Source organism: Lysobacter gummosus (assembly GCF_001442805.1).
GTDB classification, from domain to species: Bacteria; Pseudomonadota; Gammaproteobacteria; order Xanthomonadales; family Xanthomonadaceae; genus Lysobacter; species Lysobacter gummosus.
This window is the reverse complement of record NZ_CP011131.1, coordinates 1670012-1687621: the sequence shown is the minus strand read 5'-3', so window position 1 is coordinate 1687621 and position 17610 is coordinate 1670012. Positions and strand designations below refer to the sequence as shown.

The 17610-nt window shown below is 67.8% G+C and carries 19 protein-coding genes and 1 pseudogene; 2 read left to right on the top strand and 18 right to left on the bottom strand.

Going from position 1 to position 17610, the window contains the following annotated elements; translation table 11 throughout:
* Positions 1-194 precede the first annotated feature (194 nt).
* The 6 genes from LG3211_RS06940 to surE all read right to left on the bottom strand — a co-directional run bounded on the left by LG3211_RS06940 (position 195) and on the right by surE (position 5170).
* The gene (locus LG3211_RS06940) at positions 195-1406 is read right to left on the bottom strand and encodes a hypothetical protein (protein ID WP_057942187.1); all 1212 of its coding nucleotides are present in this window, start codon (positions 1404-1406) and stop codon (positions 195-197) included.
* 51 nt (positions 1407-1457) lie between these two features.
* On the bottom strand, positions 1458-2108 hold the full coding sequence (locus LG3211_RS06935; RefSeq protein ID WP_057942186.1) for a hypothetical protein: 651 nt from the start codon (positions 2106-2108) through the stop codon (positions 1458-1460).
* Between the two features lie 29 nt (positions 2109-2137).
* The gene (locus tag LG3211_RS06930; RefSeq protein WP_057942185.1) at positions 2138-2950 is read right to left on the bottom strand and encodes a peptidoglycan DD-metalloendopeptidase family protein; all 813 of its coding nucleotides are present in this window, start codon (positions 2948-2950) and stop codon (positions 2138-2140) included.
* A 96-nt stretch (positions 2951-3046) separates the two neighbouring features.
* Positions 3047-3658: a YqaA family protein gene (locus LG3211_RS06925; RefSeq protein WP_057942184.1), complete on the bottom strand. Its 612-nt coding sequence runs from the start codon at positions 3656-3658 to the stop codon at positions 3047-3049.
* A 28-nt stretch (positions 3659-3686) separates the two neighbouring features.
* Positions 3687-4367, bottom strand: coding sequence for a protein-L-isoaspartate(D-aspartate) O-methyltransferase (locus tag LG3211_RS06920; protein WP_057942183.1), 681 nt, complete (start codon positions 4365-4367; stop codon positions 3687-3689).
* Positions 4364-5170 (bottom strand): 5'/3'-nucleotidase SurE, encoded by an 807-nt coding sequence (gene surE, locus LG3211_RS06915; protein ID WP_057942182.1) that lies wholly within the window; start codon positions 5168-5170, stop codon positions 4364-4366. Before surE ends, LG3211_RS06920 begins: the two co-directional genes overlap by 4 nt.
* Before the next feature lie 138 nt (positions 5171-5308).
* On the opposite strand from surE, the gene LG3211_RS27245 reads away from it, so the two are divergent.
* Both LG3211_RS27245 and LG3211_RS06905 read left to right on the top strand, forming a co-directional pair.
* Positions 5309-6052, top strand: a complete 744-nt coding sequence (locus LG3211_RS27245; protein ID WP_057942181.1) for a helix-turn-helix transcriptional regulator — start codon at positions 5309-5311, stop codon at positions 6050-6052.
* A 504-nt stretch (positions 6053-6556) separates the two neighbouring features.
* On the top strand, positions 6557-7144 hold the full coding sequence (locus tag LG3211_RS06905; RefSeq protein WP_057945330.1) for a Smr/MutS family protein: 588 nt from the start codon (positions 6557-6559) through the stop codon (positions 7142-7144).
* 51 nt (positions 7145-7195) lie between these two features.
* On the opposite strand, the gene LG3211_RS06900 is transcribed toward LG3211_RS06905, so the two are convergent.
* The 12 genes and pseudogenes from LG3211_RS06900 to LG3211_RS26290 all read right to left on the bottom strand — a co-directional run bounded on the left by LG3211_RS06900 (position 7196) and on the right by LG3211_RS26290 (position 17246).
* Positions 7196-7441: a hypothetical protein gene (locus LG3211_RS06900; RefSeq protein WP_057942180.1), complete on the bottom strand. Its 246-nt coding sequence runs from the start codon at positions 7439-7441 to the stop codon at positions 7196-7198.
* Positions 7442-7865: 424 nt separating this feature from the next.
* Positions 7866-8936, bottom strand: coding sequence for a tRNA pseudouridine(13) synthase TruD (gene truD / locus LG3211_RS06895; protein ID WP_057942179.1), 1071 nt, complete (start codon positions 8934-8936; stop codon positions 7866-7868).
* Entirely contained in the window at positions 8933-9406 is a 474-nt protein-coding gene (ispF, locus tag LG3211_RS06890; RefSeq protein WP_057942178.1) for a 2-C-methyl-D-erythritol 2,4-cyclodiphosphate synthase, read from the bottom strand. The genes truD and ispF overlap by 4 nt, the downstream gene beginning before the upstream one ends.
* Before the next feature lie 292 nt (positions 9407-9698).
* Positions 9699-10394, bottom strand: coding sequence for a 2-C-methyl-D-erythritol 4-phosphate cytidylyltransferase (gene ispD, locus LG3211_RS06885; RefSeq protein WP_057942177.1), 696 nt, complete (start codon positions 10392-10394; stop codon positions 9699-9701).
* Between the two features lie 142 nt (positions 10395-10536).
* A pseudogene (ftsB, locus tag LG3211_RS27010) lies at positions 10537-10914 on the bottom strand (cell division protein FtsB); the annotation flags it as partial.
* Positions 10915-10939: 25 nt separating this feature from the next.
* The gene (gene eno / locus LG3211_RS06875; RefSeq protein WP_057942176.1) at positions 10940-12226 is read right to left on the bottom strand and encodes a phosphopyruvate hydratase; all 1287 of its coding nucleotides are present in this window, start codon (positions 12224-12226) and stop codon (positions 10940-10942) included.
* 192 nt (positions 12227-12418) lie between these two features.
* The gene (gene kdsA / locus LG3211_RS06870; RefSeq protein WP_057942175.1) at positions 12419-13252 is read right to left on the bottom strand and encodes a 3-deoxy-8-phosphooctulonate synthase; all 834 of its coding nucleotides are present in this window, start codon (positions 13250-13252) and stop codon (positions 12419-12421) included.
* A gap of 224 nt (positions 13253-13476) precedes the next feature.
* Entirely contained in the window at positions 13477-15135 is a 1659-nt protein-coding gene (gene pyrG / locus LG3211_RS06865; protein WP_057942174.1) for a CTP synthase, read from the bottom strand.
* Between the two features lie 183 nt (positions 15136-15318).
* On the bottom strand, positions 15319-15903 hold the full coding sequence (locus LG3211_RS06860) for a hypothetical protein (protein WP_057942173.1): 585 nt from the start codon (positions 15901-15903) through the stop codon (positions 15319-15321).
* Positions 15904-15922: 19 nt separating this feature from the next.
* The gene (locus LG3211_RS06855; RefSeq protein WP_057945329.1) at positions 15923-16309 is read right to left on the bottom strand and encodes a DUF488 domain-containing protein; all 387 of its coding nucleotides are present in this window, start codon (positions 16307-16309) and stop codon (positions 15923-15925) included.
* A gap of 29 nt (positions 16310-16338) precedes the next feature.
* Entirely contained in the window at positions 16339-16743 is a 405-nt protein-coding gene (locus LG3211_RS06850) for a hypothetical protein (RefSeq protein ID WP_057942172.1), read from the bottom strand.
* A 278-nt stretch (positions 16744-17021) separates the two neighbouring features.
* A complete protein-coding gene (locus tag LG3211_RS26290) occupies positions 17022-17246 on the bottom strand; it encodes a hypothetical protein (protein ID WP_057942171.1) in 225 nt (74 codons plus the stop codon).
* Positions 17247-17610: the final 364 nt, after the last annotated feature.

Genomic DNA, 17610 nt, shown 5'->3' with positions numbered 1-17610 from the left:
TACCGAATGCAGCCACGATGCGTTCGCCGTCGGCGAAGGCGAGTTCGATCTGCGGCAACGGCCGTCACGGCCTTCGAAGGATTGCGCCAAGACGTCCGGCATCTGTGTCGCTTAGCCCACGCGATTTCAGAACATCGCCATCGACAGCCGCGCAGGCATCGACGCCATGGCGTCTGAATCGCCGTAGATCGCGCTCAGGCCGATTCTTCACGGCGCAACGAATAACTGTAGGTGTCGGTTCGCAGATGCAGAATCGTCTTGCTCACCGGGACGTAGACGATGCGCACCGCATCCTCCGGCAGCAGCGCATGGTACAAGCGGCTCTCCACCAGGAACACGATCGCTTTCGGCGGCGATTCGTCGGTCGTCACCGTGATGACGCAGTAGGGGCTGCCGCCTTCGGAACTCTCGGAGTGCATATGGCTGATGCGGCCGCAGACAGTCACCTTGATTCCTTCATCGAGATCCGCCTGCACCTTGTCGTCTTCATTGGCCAGCATGAAACCTATCCAGCCGAGAACGACGACCGTAATGGCGGCGGTCGCTGCGCTCGCTCCCGCGCCGATGCCGCTCATTCCGGCCAGCGCCCATATCGCCGCGAAAACCAATCCCAGAACGCACAGGAAAACGACGATCCGGCAACCACCCATTCGCTGCGGAGCCAACCTGTCCCGGTCTTGCGCGCTGAGCGGCTTGGTGATGCGCGGCGCTGCCGGCGGCGGCGCGCTGTCTATGCTCGCAACTGCTTGCAGGCGATGTTCACCGAGATCGTCAGGGGCATCGTCAGCCGGTTGCGCAGACGCCGCCGCCTGCCGCAGCTTGCGCGCCGCATCGCGCTTCGCCCTGCGCAGCTCCAGACGCGCCTGCGCCGAACCGTTTGGCTCCATTGCGTCCCGCCAAGCCGCATCCTCAGCACCGATCGTGTATTCGCACCCCACCGCGACGGCGTTGATGACGGTCTTGCTGGCCGGCGCATAGGCGACCTGGACTTGCTCGCCGTACTCGACCTCGAAGAACTCACGCTCCGGCAGGGTGAATTCGAGCTTGCACGGCGGCGTTTCCTGCGTCAGCAGTTCGATGCGATAGCGGGACTGCTCGCCGCCATGAACGACTTTCATAACCTTGGCCGCGGCCAGCCGCTTGATGCCGCCGTCGATATCGGCCTGCAGGCTCGTACTCGTGCTGTAGCTGCCCAGCACCGTCAGCGCGGCCATGGCCAGGCCGGCCAGCAACGCTACCACCGTCCAGAAAACGCCGTAACGCTCCCACGACACCATCACCGCTACGAGCGTGATCACGACGATCGCTATCGCCGTAGGCACGCCGTCGGACTTGAGCGCATCCAGGTGAGCGATCTCGTCCTGGCTCAGCGGCTGGGTCTGCGTTTCTTCCGGCGATGCCGACATGCTGATCCTTCAGATTGTTTCGCGAGCCGCGCGGACTCGACAGGTTCCATCCTAACGCGCCGCCCGGCCCGGACGCGCGCTGCCGCGCCCCTCACGCCGACGTACTGGCTCCGCCCTTCGTCGGGTCCGGGCGCCGGGAGTAACTGCAATGCCTGGTATCAGCTGAAGGATCGTCTTGCTGAGCGGAACGTAGGCGATACGCACGATGTCTTCCGGCCTGACCAACTGGTACAAACGCTTTTCCACGAAAAACTCGAGCTTCCGCGGTGGAGTTTCGTCGCTCAGCACGGTAACGAAACCGGGGCCGTCGCCCTCTTCGGAACCCATGCGGTCGATGCGGCCGGATACGATCAGTTTGATGCCGGCATCCAGATCCGAGCGCAGCCTGGCGTCCTCTTTCGACATCAAGAAGGCCGGTGCGGCCAGGACGCAGACAACGCCAAAAACGATGGCCGCTATCACGCGAATGTCCAGGCTGTAGATCCCGGTCACCCCCAATACGATCGCGATGATCAGAGCCATCGCGCCCACGAAACCGATGATTCCGCTGGCGCCCGATCGCATGCAGACCAACACCTCGCGATCGCGCGCATCGAGCGGCCGGGTCTGGGTCTGCCCTGGCGTGGCTTCGATGCCGTCCCATCGAAGATCGTCGCCGTCATCGGGCGAGCCCGGCGGCGGCTCGGCCTGGATTTCAGGCATGCTGATCCTTCAGACGGTGCGCGGGGCGATTATTTCGCCGGCAGATACAACATCGGATCGACCGGCTTGGCGTTGTAGCGCACTTCGAAGTGCAGCATGTCGCGCGCCGCACCGCTGCGGCCCATCTCGGCGATCTGGTCGCCGGCCTTGACCAGCTGGCCTTCGTTGACCAGCCGCTTGCGGTTGTGGCCGTAGGCCGACAGCCATTGTTCGTTGTGCTTGACGATGATCAGCTCGCCGTAGCCGACCAGGCCGGTGCCCGAATAGACGACCACGCCGTCGGCGGCCGCGCGCACCGGGGCGCCGCTGGCGCCGCCGATGTCGATGCCCTGCTTGGTCGGTTCGTTAGCGAGGTAACGGCCCAGCAGCGGGCCGTCGGACGGCCAGCGCCAGCGGATGCCGCTGTCGACCGACGCGGTTGGAGCCGGCGGCGGCGTGCTGGGACGCGGCGCGGTGGTGCCGCCGGCGACCGAGGAACCGGCGCTGACCGAACCCGACGAAGGCCGGCCGCCGCTTTGCGGATACAGGCGCAGGCGCTGGCCGGGATACAGGTTGTAAGGCGGCGACAGGTTGTTCCAGGCGGCGAGGTCGGCCAGCTGGATGCCGTTGTTGGTGGCGATGCGGTACAGGCCTTCGCCGCGCTGGACGGTGACGGTGGCGCCGTACTTCGGTCGCGACGCCGGCGGCGGCGCCGGACGCGAGCCGCTCGGGCGCGAGGCGCTGGGGCGTCCGCCGCCGCGGCTGGGCTCGCGGACGACCGTGCTCGAACAACCGATCAGGACGAGCGAGGCCAATACACAGGAAGCCATCGCCAAGGTCGGGGTTCGGGTCGTCTTGCTCATGCCTGTCCTCTTGCCGCGCCGCTGCTCGCGCGCGTTGTGTCCGGTGGTGCGCCGGTGGGGTGTTGCCGCTTGCGCCAGTGTGGCGTCAGACCCGGCTCAGTGCTGTGAACGCCAGACCAACCAGGCGACCGCGGCCACCACCAGCGCGGTGGCGATCCAGCCGATCGGCTCGATGTAGCGCCGCAGCGCCTGCTCGGCGCGTTCGCCGCCGATGCGGATCGCCAGCGCCAGCAGATACACGCGCTTGCCGCGGCCGATCAACATGCTCGGGATGTATTGCAGCATAGGCACGCCGACGATGCCCGACGCCCAGGTGAACACCTTCATCGGAATCGGCATGAAGCCGCCGAGCACCAGGAACGCGAATACCGCCCACGGCGACTCGACCATCTTGGCCTGCACGGTGGCGATGCCCGACTCGATCGCCGGCAGCATGCCCAACGCGGCGAACATCGGCTTGAGCGCTTCGAAGGCGTAGTGGCCCAGCGCATAGCCCACCAGCGCGCCGGCCATCGATCCGATCAGGCTCAAGGTGGCGAACCAGAACGCGCGCCGCGGCTGCGCCACCGACATCGGCGCCAGCATCACCTCGGGCATCACCGGGAAGATGATCGCCTCGATGAAGCTCAGGCCGGTCAGGTACGCCGGCGCGTGCCGGTGCCGGGCCCAGGTGATGGTGCGCTCGTAGAGCGGGCCGAAAATCTTCAAAGGGGGAATTCCTGTCGGCTGCGGGGGGTCAGTCGATCATGCCCGACAGCAGCGGCACGAAGACCACCGGCGCGAGCGTGTGCTGGACGATGTTGCCGTCGGCGTCCTTGCGCAGCTTGAGCAGCGACTGCGAGGACGATGCGCCGACCGGCGCGATCAAGGTGCCATTGACGGCGAGCTGATCGGTGAGCGCATCGACCAGCGCCGGCGCGGCGGCGGTGACGATGATCGCATCGAACGGGCCGTTCTCGGGCCAGCCGATGCGGCCGTCGTCGTGCTTGCTGCGCACGTTCAGGCCGAGCTGGCGGAAGCGTTTGCGCGCGGTGCGCAGCAGTTCGCCGATGCGTTCGACCGTGTGCACTTCCAGGCCCAGCGCGGCCAGGATCGCGGCCTGATAACCCGAGCCGGTGCCGATCTCCAGCACCTTGGCCGGCACGCCGTCCTCGAACAGCGCCTCGGTCATCTTCGCCACCACCCACGGCTGGGAAATGGTCTGGCCGTGGCCGATCGGCAGCGCGGTGTCTTCGTAGGCGCGCATCGCCAGGGCTTCATCGACGAACAGATGGCGCGGCACGGTGCGGATGGCGTTGAGCACGCGCTCGTCGCGGATGCCGGCCTCGCGCAGGCGCTCGACCAGGCGGTCGCGCACGCGCTGCGAGGTCAGGCCGCTGCCGATGGCTTCGGGCTGCAGACGCATGCGCTGGATCATGCGCCGCGCTCCGCCGAGGCATCGGCCGCCGTCGTGTCCAGCGCCGCGGCCAGGCCGCCGACCCAACTGGCGACCTGTTCCAACGCCTGATAACGGGTCAGATCGACGTGGATCGGGGTGATCGAGATATTGCCGGTACGCACGGCCTGGAAATCCGTGCCCGGGCCGGCGTCGGCCTCGGCGCCGGCCGGCCCGATCCACCACCACTGGCGGCCGCGCGGGTCTTTCTGCTCGATGCAGGCCTCGGCGCGATGGCGGTTGCCCAGGCGGGTGACTTCGAAACCGGCGACCTGCGACCAGGGCAGATCGGGCACGTTGACGTTGAGGATGGTGTCGGCCGGCAGCGGGTCGGTACGCAGGCGGGCGATGATCTCGACCGCGGCGCGCGCGGCGGTTTCGTAGTGGTGGCCGTGGTGATCGGCGGTAGCCAGCGACATCGCCACCGCCGGCAGGCCCAGGAAGCGGCCTTCCATCGCCGCGGCGACGGTGCCCGAATAGATGACGTCGTCGCCCATGTTGGCGGTGTTGTTGATCCCGGACACCACAATGTCCGGTTCCAGCTTCAGCATGCCGGCCAGGGCCACGTGCACGCAGTCGGTCGGCGTGCCGTAGACGCGCCAGGTGCGCTCGTCGAGCTGATGCACCCGCACCGGCATGTCCAGCGTCAGCGAATTGCTCGCCCCGGAACGATCGCGATCGGGAGCGACCACCAGCACTTCGTGACCGGCCTCGCGCAGCCCCTGGGCGAGGATACCGATGCCGGGCGCGTCGACGCCGTCGTCGTTGCTGACCAATACGCGCATGAGGCTCCGCTGAGAAAAAGGCTGGCAATCAGAGCCCGAATGATACCCGATAGGGCGGCCGCCTTCCCGCGCCGCGGCCCGCGGCGGGCCGGCGTATGATGTCCACGGCCCGCCGGGACGCAGGTATACAGGTACGGCATGGAGTATTGGGATCATATCGATCGGGTGATGCGCGCCGGCACGCTGGAGGAAGTCAAAGCGGCCGCCACCGCCTATACGCGGGCGGCCGGGTTCCAGCATCACGGTTACGCGACCAAGCTGCGCGAGCCGCTCGGCGACGGCGGCGACTTCGTGTTTTTCGAGGATTTCGACAGCGATTGGTCGAAGACCTATCCGCGCCTGGCCACGCCGCATTCGGAGCAGACCGATCCGCGCATCGTGCTGTCGCGCGAAGGCTTTCCGGCGGTGGCGTGGAATTCGCGCGGCCACACCAGTTACGAAGCGCCGCGCATCGCGCTGGCGCTGCGCACGCGCAAGACCTTGCTGCAGGCCGGCGAATTCGGTCTGCACGGCGGCATCACCGTGCCGAGCTGGTCGCCGGGCACGCAATGGGCGTTCACCACCTTCACCCTGCAGTCGCGGCTGGATCCGCGCGAACTTCTGCCGGTGCTGGGCGAGTCGGTGTATTTCGTCAGCTGCATGCACGCGGCGATGGATCGGCTGCTGCGCCGCCCGGTCGGCGCGCCGCGACTGAGCGCGCGCGAATGCGAGGTGCTGCGCTGGTCGGCGATCGGCAAGACCTCGTGGGAAATCTCGATGATCCTGCGCATCAGCGAGCGCACGGTGAATTTTCATCTGCAGCAGGTCTCGCGCAAGCTGGGCGTCAAGGGCCGGCGCGCGGCCTGCGCGCGCGCGGTGGCGATGGGCTTGATCGTGCTGTGAGGCGCGCGGGGCGCTGAGGTTCGCGTCGGCGGGGATGGCGAGGGTCGAACCCCGCATCCGCGCCGCGAGGACGCGCGGCGACTTTACATAATCGGCCGATTCGCTCGCGGCCCGCGACACCGCCCAACGCGGCCCTCGATCCGCCGCCGTGCCCGATTCCTCGCGCGTTCGCCGCCTCGCCGCGCGCCGATCGCGGCCGCGATTCCGTCCGCCCGGCCGCCCCGCCCGGCCTGTCAGTTTTGACAGTCGCCGCCTCGCGCCGGCCGCCGCGCGTGGTCCACTTCACTCACACGGCGCCCGCCGATGCATGCGCGACGCACGGCGCGAGGGGACTTCGCGGCGGAGCACCGTACCTATCACCTGTTTCCCCGGTGCGGGCCCGATACCGACGGGTCGCAGTTCCCATGGAAGGGCCGGGGCTTTTATTCGCGGGCGCCACGACGCCGGCGCGCGATTCCGGCGATGCCCGCCGCGCATGCGCCGCGCGGCGATTATCCTGTGCCGATGACGCCCCTGCCCGACCGCCCCGACGAAGACACCGACGGCGACGACGACGCGGCCCTGTTCCGCGCCGCGATCGGCGAGGTGCGCCGCCTGCCCGACGCCGCGCCGCCGCCGGCCGCGCCCAAGCCGCGGCCGTTGCCGCGCATGGCCGAACGCGACGAAGCGCTGGCGCGCGACGAATTCCGCCACGCCCTCGACCAAAGCCTGCTGGAAGCCGGCGACGCGCTGAGCTATCGCCGCGACGAACTGCCGCCGAAAGTGTTCGCCCGGCTGCGTCGCGGCGAGATGTCCGCGCAAGAGGAACTGGATCTGCACGGCAGCCCGGTGCGCGAGGCCGAAGCCTTGCTGCGCGCGTTTCTCAACGACGCGCGCGAACACGGGCTGGGTTGCGTGCGGATCATCCACGGCAAGGGCCGCAACGGCGTCAACGATTACCTCGACAGCCGCGGCGCGCCGGTGTTGAAAAATCTGGTCGATCGGATGCTGCGGCAGCGCGCGGACATCCTCGCCTTCCACTCCGCGCCGCCTGCGCAAGGCGGCACCGGAGCGGTGCTGGTGTTGCTGGCCAAATCGCAGCGGCGGCGTTGAACCGTTGCCAATACCGGCGCCAGCGCGATCGCCGGCGCCAGTGTCGGCCGATTATTGCGGCGTCGCCTCGCTGATCAGCTTGCGCCGATCCGGCGGGTTGACCCACATCACCTCGATCCCGCGCTTTCGCGCCAGACGCTCGACCGCGGAGACATAACGGTCGTCGCGGCTCATGCCGGCGATCTGGTGATTGGACATGCTCGGTTCGACGTAGGTGGATTTGCTCTGGGTGCCGGCGCAAGCGGCCAGGCCCAGGATGGATAACGACAGGACGACGGTACGCGACAATGCGTTCATGACGCTGGCTCCCTGACGCGTGAAACCCGGTCGCGCTGGGCGCCGGGCGGCAGCAGGCCCCTGCCCGCTGTTAACTCGGCTTATACGCCGGCGGAAACCGTGAACCAGTGCCGTCCGATACCATCCGACAAGCGGTCGTTTCCGGCGTCCGAATGCGGCGTGTCGCGGGCTGAATAGATGTTTTCAGGACATCGCGCAGTCGATCGACCGTCGCGATGCGAACTTGCTTGGCGGCGAATGCGCAGCCCGACTGCGTAGCTCGGAGGTCTTTTGTGGGAGGGGCTTCAGCCCCGATGCTTTTCTTTCAGGCCAGGTCTGGGCTGCAAGCGGCGATCTGAGAGCAAAGCACCGGGGCTGAAGCCCCCTCCACAAAACCCATCGAGCCATCGCGGCGCGTGCGCCAGCCGCGATTCAATCCACCGAACTAACGCGCGCCGCCGATCTGCCCCAGCTCCGCCAGTACCACCGTGGCGTAAGCGCCGGCCGGCAGCACGAAGGCGACTTCCAGCGCGCCGTCGTCGAGCCACTGCCAGCTCAACCCGTCCGGACGCAGACGCAACGCGCGCCGCTCCTGATCCATGCCGGCCGCTTCCAATCCGGCGCGCAAGGCCGCGGCCTGATCGCCGGCCATCGCCTCCAGCTCCAGCGCGCGCACCGCATCGAGACTGCGCAACTCGCCGCGGCCCCACAACGGCCCGCTGGGATGGATGTCGAACCCGGCCAGACGCGCGGCCAGCGCATCGCTCCACGGTTCCGGCCCGAACACGCTACGGCTGCCGGCCAGCGACCAGACCTCGCCGGACAACGGCGCGCCCTCGCGCAATCCGTCCCAACTGCCGTCGCGCACGCGCGCGGCCAGCACGCGGTTGAACAATTCCGAACGCGCCGCCGACAACAGCAGGCTGCGCTGCTCACGGCGCATGCGCCGGCCGGCGAACATCGCCAGCGCGTTGGCGACGTTGTCGCCGTCGCGGCCGAAGCGCTGTTCGCCGAAATAATTCGGCACGCCGCATTCGGCGATACGGGTCAGGCGCGCATCGATCGCCGCGCGCTCGCCTTCCACCTCGCGCAAGCGCAGCACGAAGCGATTGCCCGCCAACGCGCCGCGCGGCAATTTCTTCGCATGCCATTGGTGTTCGAGCACGTGCATCTCATCGCTTTCCAGCGCGGCCAGATCCGGCGCGACGCGCTTGGGCAGATGCACGCTGAAACGCTGCACGGTGACCGCGTGGCGATCCTTGAGCCCGGCGTAGCCGATGCCGACCTCGCCGATGCCGGCCCACTGCGCCAGGCGCTTGGCGGCGAAGGCGGTGTTCATGCCGCGTTTTTCGACGGTCAGCAGCAGGTGCTCGCCGCTGCCGCTGGCTTCGAAACCGGGCAGTTCCTCGACGCGGAAATCCTCCGGCGCGCTGCGGATGCGCGCGCGCAGCGCGGCTTCGCCGTGCGCGTGCGGCAGGCCGGTGTCCGCGGCCGGATCGTCGTGAACCTGGCTCATGCGCGGACCAACAGGCACACGGCCATCGCCGCGATGCCTTCGCCGCGGCCGGTGAAACCCAGTTGCTCGGTGGTGGTGGCCTTGATGCTGATCGCATCGGCCGGCACGCCCAGATCGGCCGCGATCGCCTCGCGCATGGCCTGCGCATGCGGGCCGACCTTGGGCCGCTCGCAGATCACGGTGACATCGGCATTGCCGAGCTTGTAACCGCGCTCGCCGATCAAGGCGTTGCAATGGCGCAGGAACTGGCGGCTGTCGGCGCCGCGCCAGCGTTCGTCGCTGGGCGGGAAATGCTTGCCGATGTCGCCCAGCGCGAGCGCGCCGAGCATCGCATCGCACAGCGCGTGCAGCGCCACGTCGCCGTCGGAATGCGCGAGCACGCCGCGATCGTGCGGCACGCGCACACCGCCGAGCATGATGTGGTCGCCCTCGCCGAAGGCGTGCACGTCGTAACCTTGGCCGATGCGCATGGGGATAGTTGCCTCAGGAATTGGATAGAAAATCGAATTGAAATCGGATACGGGCGAATCGGCTTATCTACCCAGTCCAGTGAAGAGCTGTCCGGATCGAAACCGAACGCTCGCCGATTCATGGATCTATTTTGCCCCTCATTGCCGCGAAAGCGGGCTTTTCTTGCGGGAGGGAGCTTTGGCCCCGATGCCTTTCGATCAGGCTTGCCGCGTCGGAACGCAAAGCATCGGGGCTAAAGCTGCCTCCCACAAAAGAAGCCGCGGCGGCAGCTCGCTGACGCTGCCCAACGGTTCATTCACGGTCTGATTGCAGCAGAAACTGCGCCAACGCCAGATCCGCCGGCGTGGTGACTTTCAGATTGTCCTCGCGGCCTTCGACCAGACGCGGGCGGAAACCGGCGCGTTCCATCGCCGAGGCTTCGTCGGTGACGACGACGCCGGCGGCGGCGGCATCGGCCAGCGCCGCGGTCAGGGCGGCGCGGCGGAAGGCCTGCGGCGTGAACGCGCGCCACAGGCCGCCGCGCGGTTCGGTGGCCAGGATGCGGCCTTCGCCGGCGCGCTTGAGGGTGTCGCGCAGCGGCGCGCCGAGGATCGCGCCCTGGTCGCCGGCTTCGGCGGCTAGGATCAATCGCTCGATGTCTTCGCCGCGCAGATTGGGACGCGCGGCGTCGTGCACCAGCACCAGCGTGTCGCCGTCGAGTTCGGCCGGCAGCGCGCGCAAGGCGGCGAGCACCGAATCGGCGCGTTCGCCGCCGCCCACGCAACGCAGCACCGGCTTGCCGTGCAACTGCGTCCAGCCCGGCCACGAGGTATCGTCGGCCGACAGCGCGACCATCGCGCCGGCCACGCGCGGATGCCTCAGCAAGGCGCTCAGCGCATGTTCGATCAAGGGTTTGCCAGCGGCGTGCAGATATTGCTTCGGCGTGTCGCCGCCGAAGCGTTGGCCGCGTCCGGCGGCGGGAAGCACGGCCCAGATCATCGCAGGCATCCGTGGCGACGATGATTCGCGCCCATCGCCCGCCTCAATGCCCCGGCCGCTCGTGCACCGGCGCCGGCATGGGTTGCGGCTCCGGCGTTTGCGGCGGTATTTCGGTCGGCGGCTCGTCCACCTGTTCTTCCAGGCTGGCGCCGTCGTTGTCGGCCGGATCGTCCTGCACGGCGCCGTTCTGCACCGCGCTGACCGCGGCGGCGGCGTTCGGGCCGGGTTGCTGCGGCTTGGCTTCGACCACGCGGTAGAAGGTCTCGCCGGGCTTGATCATGCCCAGCTCGCTGCGCGCGCGCTCCTCCACCGCCGCTTCGCCGGACTTGAGGTCTTCCACTTCCGCGGCCAGGGCGTCGTTGCGCTGTTGCAAGCCCTGGTTTTCACGGGTCTGGCCATCGACCTGGGCCTGCAGCGCGGCGACGCTGCCGCCGCTGCCGCCGCCGGCCCACCACAGGCGGTATTGCAGGAAAGCGAGCAGCGCCAGCAACGCCAGTGCCAGCACGATCAGCCAGCGCTTGCTCGACATCGAAGCCATTGCGTTCGGGCCGGACTCAGCGACGCAGCGAGACGAACGCGTCGCGGCCGGCGTACCTGGCCGCCGCGCCGAGCGCTTCTTCGATGCGCAGCAACTGGTTGTACTTGGCCACGCGATCGCTGCGGCACAGCGAGCCGGTCTTGATCTGGGTCGCGGTGGTGGCGACCGAGAGGTCGGCGATGGTGGTGTCCTCGGTTTCGCCCGAGCGATGCGAGATCACCGCCGCGTACTTGGCGCGATCGGCCATGGCGATGGCTTCCAGGGTTTCGGTCAGGGTGCCGATCTGGTTGACCTTGATCAGGATCGCGTTGGCCACGTTCTTGTCGATGCCTTCGGCGAAGATCTTCGGGTTGGTCACGAACAGATCGTCGCCCACCAGCTGCACCTTGTTGCCGATCTTGTCGGTCAGCAGCTTCCAGCCGTTCCAATCGTCTTCGGCCATGCCGTCTTCGATGGTGACGATCGGGTACTGCGCGGCCCAATTGGCGAGGAAATCGACGAACTGCTCGCTGGTCAGGCGCTTGCCTTCGCCGACCAGGTGGTACTTGCCGTTATCGAAGAACTCGGTGGAGGCCACGTCCAGGCCCAGCAGGATGTCTTCGCCGGCCTTGTAGCCGGCCTTGCCGATCGCTTCCAGGATCGTTTCCAGCGCTTCTTCGTTGCTGCGAAGGTCCGGCGCGAAGCCGCCTTCGTCGCCGACCGCCGTGCTCAGGCCGCGGCCCTTGAGCACCGACTTCAGCGCGTGGAACACCTCGGCGCCGGCGCGCAGCGCCTCGGCGAAGTTCGGCACGCCGACCGGCAGGATCATGAATTCCTGCAGATCGACATTGTTATCGGCATGCGCGCCGCCGTTGATGATGTTCATCATCGGCACCGGCAGCACGGCCTGGCGGTCGCCGGCCAGGTACTTCCACAGCGGCAGCTTCTTCGAGGCGGCCACCGCATGGGCGTTGGCCAGCGAAACCCCGAGCAGCGCGTTGGCGCCCAGGCGGCCTTTGTTCTCGGTGCCGTCCAGATCGACCATGCGACGGTCCAGGCCGGCCTGATCGGTCGCGTCCAGGCCCTTCACGGCCTGGGCGATGGTGGTGTTGACGTTCTCCACCGCCTTGCGCACGCCCTTGCCGAGGTAGCGGGTCTTGTCGCCGTCGCGCAGTTCCACGGCTTCCTTGCTGCCGGTGGAGGCGCCGGAGGGGACCAGCGCGCGGCCAAAGCTGCCGTCGGCCAGGGTGACCTCGGCTTCCAGGGTCGGGTTGCCTCGGCTGTCGAGGATTTCGCGGGCGTGGATATGGGTGATCGTGCTCATGTGAGGGCGGTCGGGTTCAGTGGGGAAAGGGTCGGGACGAACGATAGCCGAGAAGCGGCCGCGCCGGGCGCGGGCCGCGCGAAACTGCGGCGCCGGTCGGTGGCGATGGGACGTCGGGGGAAAGCGGGCCCGCGGCCAGCCGGATCGGCGCCGCGGGCGAAACTGCTAGAACGGACCGCGCTGCGGCCGGCATCAGAAATCCTGTTCCAGGAACCCGTTCTTCTTCGTGATCCGGTCCAGCTCGACCAGGGTCTCGAGCAGGCCGCGCATCTTCGGCAGCGGCACCGCGTTGGGGCCGTCGGACAGGGCTTCCTCGGGGCGCGGATGGGTTTCCATGAACACGCCCGAGACGCCGACCGCGATCGCCGCGCGCGCCAGCACCGGCACGAACTCGCGCTGGCCGCCGGACTTGCCGTCCATGCCGCCGGGCAGTTGCACCGAGTGGGTCGCGTCGAACACCACCGGACAGCCGGTGTCGCGCATCACCGACAGCGAGCGCATGTCGCTGACCAGATTGTTGTAGCCGAAGCTGGCGCCGCGCTCGCAGGCCATGATCTGCTGGTTGCCGACGGCCTGGGCCTTGGCGGTGACGTGCTTCATCTCCCAGGGCGAAAGGAACTGGCCCTTCTTGATGTTCACAGGCTTGCCGGCGCGCGCCACGTTCTGGATGAAATCGGTCTGCCGGCACAGGAACGCCGGCGTCTGCAGCACGTCCACCACCGAGGCGACTTCGCCCAGCGGGGTGTACTCGTGCACGTCGGTCAGCACCGGCACGCCGATCTGGCGCTTGACCTCGGCCAGCACCTTGAGCCCCTCTTCCACGCCCGGGCCGCGGAAGCTCGTCGCCGAGGTGCGGTTGGCCTTGTCGAAGCTGGACTTGAAGATGAAGGGAATGCCGAGCGAGGAAGTGATTTCCTTGAGCTGGCCGGCGACGTCGAGCTGCAATTGCATCGACTCGATCACGCAGGGGCCGGCGATCAGGAAGAAAGGCTGGTCGAGACCGACGTCAAAGCCGCAGAGTTTCATCGCTTGCTTCCTAGGTTCATGAGTGCGCGGCCGAGCCTGCGCGGGGTATCGCCATCACATGGATGCGGCCGGGCTCGAGCGCAAGCGCGGCGGCGCTCATCGAACGTTGCCGCAAGACGCGGCGACCGTCGGCCGCTTGCCGGCGCCGCGCGCATCGTTACGCGCGGACCGCCCCACTTCGGGGACGGCCTGCGCGGACTCCGCCGCAACGGGCGGAGCTGGATTCAAGCCTTGACCTCGCGCAACAGCTTGCCGCCGGCCCTGGCCTCGCGCGCGGCGCGCACGAAGCCGATAAACAACGGGTGGCCGTCGCGCGGCGTGGACAGGAATTCCGGATGCGCCTGGCAGGCCAGGTACCACGGGTGCTGGCTGCGCGGCAGTTCGATCATCTCGACCAGCAGGTCGTCCATCGACTTGGCCGCGATCACCAGGCCCGCGTCTTCCAGCTGGGTGCGGTAGCGGTTGTTGAACTCGTAGCGGTGGCGGTGACGTTCGCCGACCACCTCCTTGCCGTACAACTCGCGCGCCAGGGTGCCGGGCTTGATGCGCTGATCCTGCAGGCCCAGGCGCATGGTGCCGCCCAGGTCGCTGGCTTCGTTGCGACGCTCGACTTCGCCGGTGGCGGTGCGCCATTCGGTGATCAGGCCGATCACCGGGTGCGGGCTGTGCTTGTCGTTCTCGCTGCTGTTGGCGTTTTCCAGGCCGACCACATGGCGCGCGTAATCGACCACCGCCGCCTGCATGCCGTAGCAGATGCCGAAGTACGGGATGTTGTTTTCGCGCGCATAGCGGGCGGTGGCGACCTTGCCTTCGAAGCCGCGATCGCCGAAGCCGCCCGGCACCAGGATGCCGTCCACGCCCTTGAGCGATTCCACGCCGTCGCGCTCGATCTCGCTGGATTCGAGCCACTTCAGCTTGACCTTGGTGCGCTGGCGCAGGCCGCCGTGCTTGAGCGCTTCGGACAGCGACTTGTACGCGTCCTGATGGTCGATGTACTTGCCGACCACGGCGATGGTGACTTCATCGACCGGATGCTCGGAAGCATCGACGACTTCGTTCCACTCCACCAGATTGGCCGGACCGGGCTGCAGGCGCAGGCGGTCGAGGACGATGGCGTCCAGGCCCTGCTCGTGGAACCACTGCGGCAGCTTGTAGATATTGTCCAGATCGACCGCGGAAATGACCGCTTTTTCCGGGACGTTGGTGAACAAGGCGATCTTGCGGCGGTCGCTGTCGGGAAGCGGCTGTTCGCTGCGGCACAGCAGCACATCGGGTTGGATACCGATGGAGCGCAGTTCCTTCACCGAATGTTGGGTCGGCTTGGTCTTGAGCTCGCCGGCCGCGGCGATGAACGGCACCAGGGTGAGGTGCATGAACAAGGCGTGCTCGGGGCCGCGCTCGGTGCGCAGTTGGCGGATCGCCTCCAGGAACGGCAGCGACTCGATGTCGCCGACCGTGCCGCCGACCTCGACCAGGGCCACGTCGAAGCCTTCGGTGGCTTCCACGATGCAGCGCTTGATCTCGTCGGTGATGTGCGGGATCACCTGCACGGTGCCGCCGAGGTAATCGCCGCGGCGTTCCTTGCGGATCACGTTTTCGTAGATGCGGCCGGTGGTGATCGAGTTCTTGCGGCTCAGCCGCGTGCGCAGATAGCGCTCGTAGTGACCCAGATCCAGGTCGGTCTCGGCGCCGTCGTCGGTGACGTAGACCTCGCCGTGCTGGAACGGGCTCATGGTGCCCGGGTCCACGTTGATGTAGGGGTCGAGCTTCATCATCGTCACGCGCAGGCCGCGCGCTTCGAGGATGGCCGCCAACGAGGCCGCTGCGATGCCCTTACCCAAGGAGGACACCACGCCGCCGGTGACGAAAATCAGGGGAGTCATGGATTTTGCTGCCGCTGGAAAGCCGCAGTTTACAGGCTTGGACGTGAAGCCGCGACTGCTTGACAGCGACGCGGAAGCCCTTAGGGCGCGGCAAAGCCTTCAGCCATGCGGCTTTGCGCGGCTTTGCGCGGATTTGGCCGAGCCCGGCGGCAACCGGCGCAGACCGCCCGCCGCAACGGCGGCTCATTCGACCAGCAGCGCTTCGACGGCGGCCGCGGGAAACGCCTTGACCCGGCGGCGGCGATCCGCCCGCAGCCAGTCCAATGCTCCCGGGCCGACCCATACCTGCGGATCGGGCTCGCCGGGATTGGCCGAACGCCCGGGAGCGGCCGGCAGCATAGGCAGGGCCGGGTTCTGCCAGCGCAACTGGCGATTGCGATAACCCGCCTTGAGCCAGCGCGACCACGCCCGGTAACGCTGCTCCAGCTGCGCCGCGCCCGCCAGTTCCGGCGAAGAGCCGATCGCCAGCCGCCCTTCGGTCAGCAGCCCTGGCAGCGAGCGCGAACGCAGCCATTGCAGGGTCTGCGCCTCCGAGTCGTAGTACCACTGGCCGTCGTCGAGCGGCCGGGCGCTCAAGGTGGCGATCTGCGACCGCGGCCAGACGATACAGTAGTAGTCGGTCAGCGTCTTCAGCGCGCGATGCGCGACCGGTTCGGGCGAAGACCAGCGCGGTCCGTCGATCAATGCCATGCCTGGATCGGACAATATCTGCGCGGCGAACGCATGCTCGTCCTCGGCGTTCATCACGAAGCGGATCTGGCTTCTCATTCGATATCGACCGCCCGACTCAAGCCAGATCGGCGCCGCGCGCCGTAAGCAACTCGCGCAAGATCGATCGATGGCAATGCGATTCGTCCTCGCAATAGCAGCCGAGCGAAAAGTCGCTGTGATGCGACAACGTCGCCAGCAATTCGATCGCGTGGCTGGCGTCGGGCGCGGCCATCTCCGCCTTGTACTTGCGCACGAACGCGTTCCACTGCGCCGGCGTCTGTGCGGCCTGGGCCTGTTTCATGATTTCCAGGCTGGGCGCGAGGTTCGGAAACCACACGTCGTACCAATCGCGCGTAGCGAATTCGCTCTTGGGCACCCCGCGCGGCGGCCGCCGCACGGTGCCGATGCGGGTGCCTTCGCCTTGCGCGCGTGGGGTTCCCAGTCTGACGATGCGTACGGCCATCGCTGCATTCTCCTGATCGGCGCGATTGCTCAGGCTGTGGCCGCCGCGACCGGCCACAGCCGCCTGGCGCCAAAGTAGCCCAGCTCGATGCCCGCGGCCAATGCGACGCTGGACGCGATGATCATCGACCAGTGTTCGACCAATCCGTCCACGTAAGTCGCGTCGGCGGGCGACGTCTGGGACCACAGTTCCAGGCCGATGAACGTCATCCACGCAAACCAGAACAACAACAATGCCGGCATCAGCAAGTACCGGCGCGCCACCAGGCCTGAGACGACCCCGCTTGCCGCCATGACGGCGATGAAGGCCAGCAGCGAAAACGGGCCGGGAGCTTCATCATTGAAGGGCGCAATGCCCAATGAAACCCACAAGCCGAGCACTTGCAGGCACAGGCCGGCTGCGACCCGCACCAGATTCAACAGCAATCGCTTCATCCGCCACTCCCTGGGCTTCGCCCCGATCGAGCGCTCGCGCGCCGCTTCAAGCGATCCTAGGCCGCCTGCGACAGCGGCATGCGCAAACGCCCGGCGCCACGTGCGAGGTAGCCGATAACGCTACCCACGGTTTCGCCGCCGGCTACCGGGGCCGGGCGAAACGCCCACGCAGGCCGCGCTAGGCCGCGCCACTGCGCCGCTCGCCGTGGGCCGCAACGAAAAACGCCCCGGCGAGCCGGGGCGTTTTCCTGCGCGGGGCCGCTTATGCGGTCGCGCGATTACTTGTCGCCTTCTTCCTCGGGCTCGACGCCGCGGTCGCCGGACTTCTTCTTCTCGGCATCGGCCTTCTTCTTGGCTTCGGCTTTCTTCGCGTCCTCGGCCTTCTTAGCGTCTTCGGCCTTCTTGTCGGCCTGCGGGTCCTGCTGGGCGAACGCGGCGGGCGCGATCAGCACGGTCAGGGCGGCGGCGATGACGGCGGGGAGCAGCAGCTTGCGGATCTTCATGACTTGACCTCCTGAAACGTGTGGGAGCCGGCATCGAGCGGCCATGGCTGGCATCGGTGGCGTCCGGCGTCGCGGGTGGCGCGCCGCGTCGGTACTGCGACGCCGCGAACCCTAGCCCCGGCACCCTCGCTCGGACCTGAACGACTGCCGGAACGGCGCGACCGCCGCTGGATCGAACCAGAATATGGGGTTGCGCCAACGCCGGTTCAATCGGCCCCACCGGTCGCCGCGCAGACCGATTCGCGCAGCCGCGGCCAATCCTTGCCCGCCCCTCCCCCGAAACCCGCCCGACCGGCCCCGGCCGCGGACCGCCGCGAACCCGTCTCACCCCGCGAGACCTCGATCCGCCAAGCTTCTCGCTCGA

Coding starts and splice junctions, on each gene's coding strand:
- LG3211_RS06940 (WP_057942187.1), bottom strand. CDS start 1,406: ATGTCGGCATCGCCGGAAGAAACGCAGACCCAGCCGCTGAGCCAGGAC.
- LG3211_RS06935 (WP_057942186.1), bottom strand. CDS start 2,108: ATGCCTGAAATCCAGGCCGAGCCGCCGCCGGGCTCGCCCGATGACGGC.
- LG3211_RS06930 (WP_057942185.1), bottom strand. CDS start 2,950: ATGAGCAAGACGACCCGAACCCCGACCTTGGCGATGGCTTCCTGTGTA.
- LG3211_RS06920 (WP_057942183.1), bottom strand. CDS start 4,367: ATGATCCAGCGCATGCGTCTGCAGCCCGAAGCCATCGGCAGCGGCCTG.
- surE (WP_057942182.1), bottom strand. CDS start 5,170: ATGCGCGTATTGGTCAGCAACGACGACGGCGTCGACGCGCCCGGCATC.
- LG3211_RS27245 (WP_057942181.1), top strand. CDS start 5,309: ATGGAGTATTGGGATCATATCGATCGGGTGATGCGCGCCGGCACGCTG.
- LG3211_RS06905 (WP_057945330.1), top strand. CDS start 6,557: ATGACGCCCCTGCCCGACCGCCCCGACGAAGACACCGACGGCGACGAC.
- LG3211_RS06900 (WP_057942180.1), bottom strand. CDS start 7,441: ATGAACGCATTGTCGCGTACCGTCGTCCTGTCGTTATCCATCCTGGGC.
- truD (WP_057942179.1), bottom strand. CDS start 8,936: ATGAGCCAGGTTCACGACGATCCGGCCGCGGACACCGGCCTGCCGCAC.
- ispF (WP_057942178.1), bottom strand. CDS start 9,406: ATGCGCATCGGCCAAGGTTACGACGTGCACGCCTTCGGCGAGGGCGAC.
- ispD (WP_057942177.1), bottom strand. CDS start 10,394: ATGCCTGCGATGATCTGGGCCGTGCTTCCCGCCGCCGGACGCGGCCAA.
- eno (WP_057942176.1), bottom strand. CDS start 12,226: ATGAGCACGATCACCCATATCCACGCCCGCGAAATCCTCGACAGCCGA.
- kdsA (WP_057942175.1), bottom strand. CDS start 13,252: ATGAAACTCTGCGGCTTTGACGTCGGTCTCGACCAGCCTTTCTTCCTG.
- pyrG (WP_057942174.1), bottom strand. CDS start 15,135: ATGACTCCCCTGATTTTCGTCACCGGCGGCGTGGTGTCCTCCTTGGGT.
- LG3211_RS06860 (WP_057942173.1), bottom strand. CDS start 15,903: ATGAGAAGCCAGATCCGCTTCGTGATGAACGCCGAGGACGAGCATGCG.
- LG3211_RS06855 (WP_057945329.1), bottom strand. CDS start 16,309: ATGGCCGTACGCATCGTCAGACTGGGAACCCCACGCGCGCAAGGCGAA.
- LG3211_RS06850 (WP_057942172.1), bottom strand. CDS start 16,743: ATGAAGCGATTGCTGTTGAATCTGGTGCGGGTCGCAGCCGGCCTGTGC.
- LG3211_RS26290 (WP_057942171.1), bottom strand. CDS start 17,246: ATGAAGATCCGCAAGCTGCTGCTCCCCGCCGTCATCGCCGCCGCCCTG.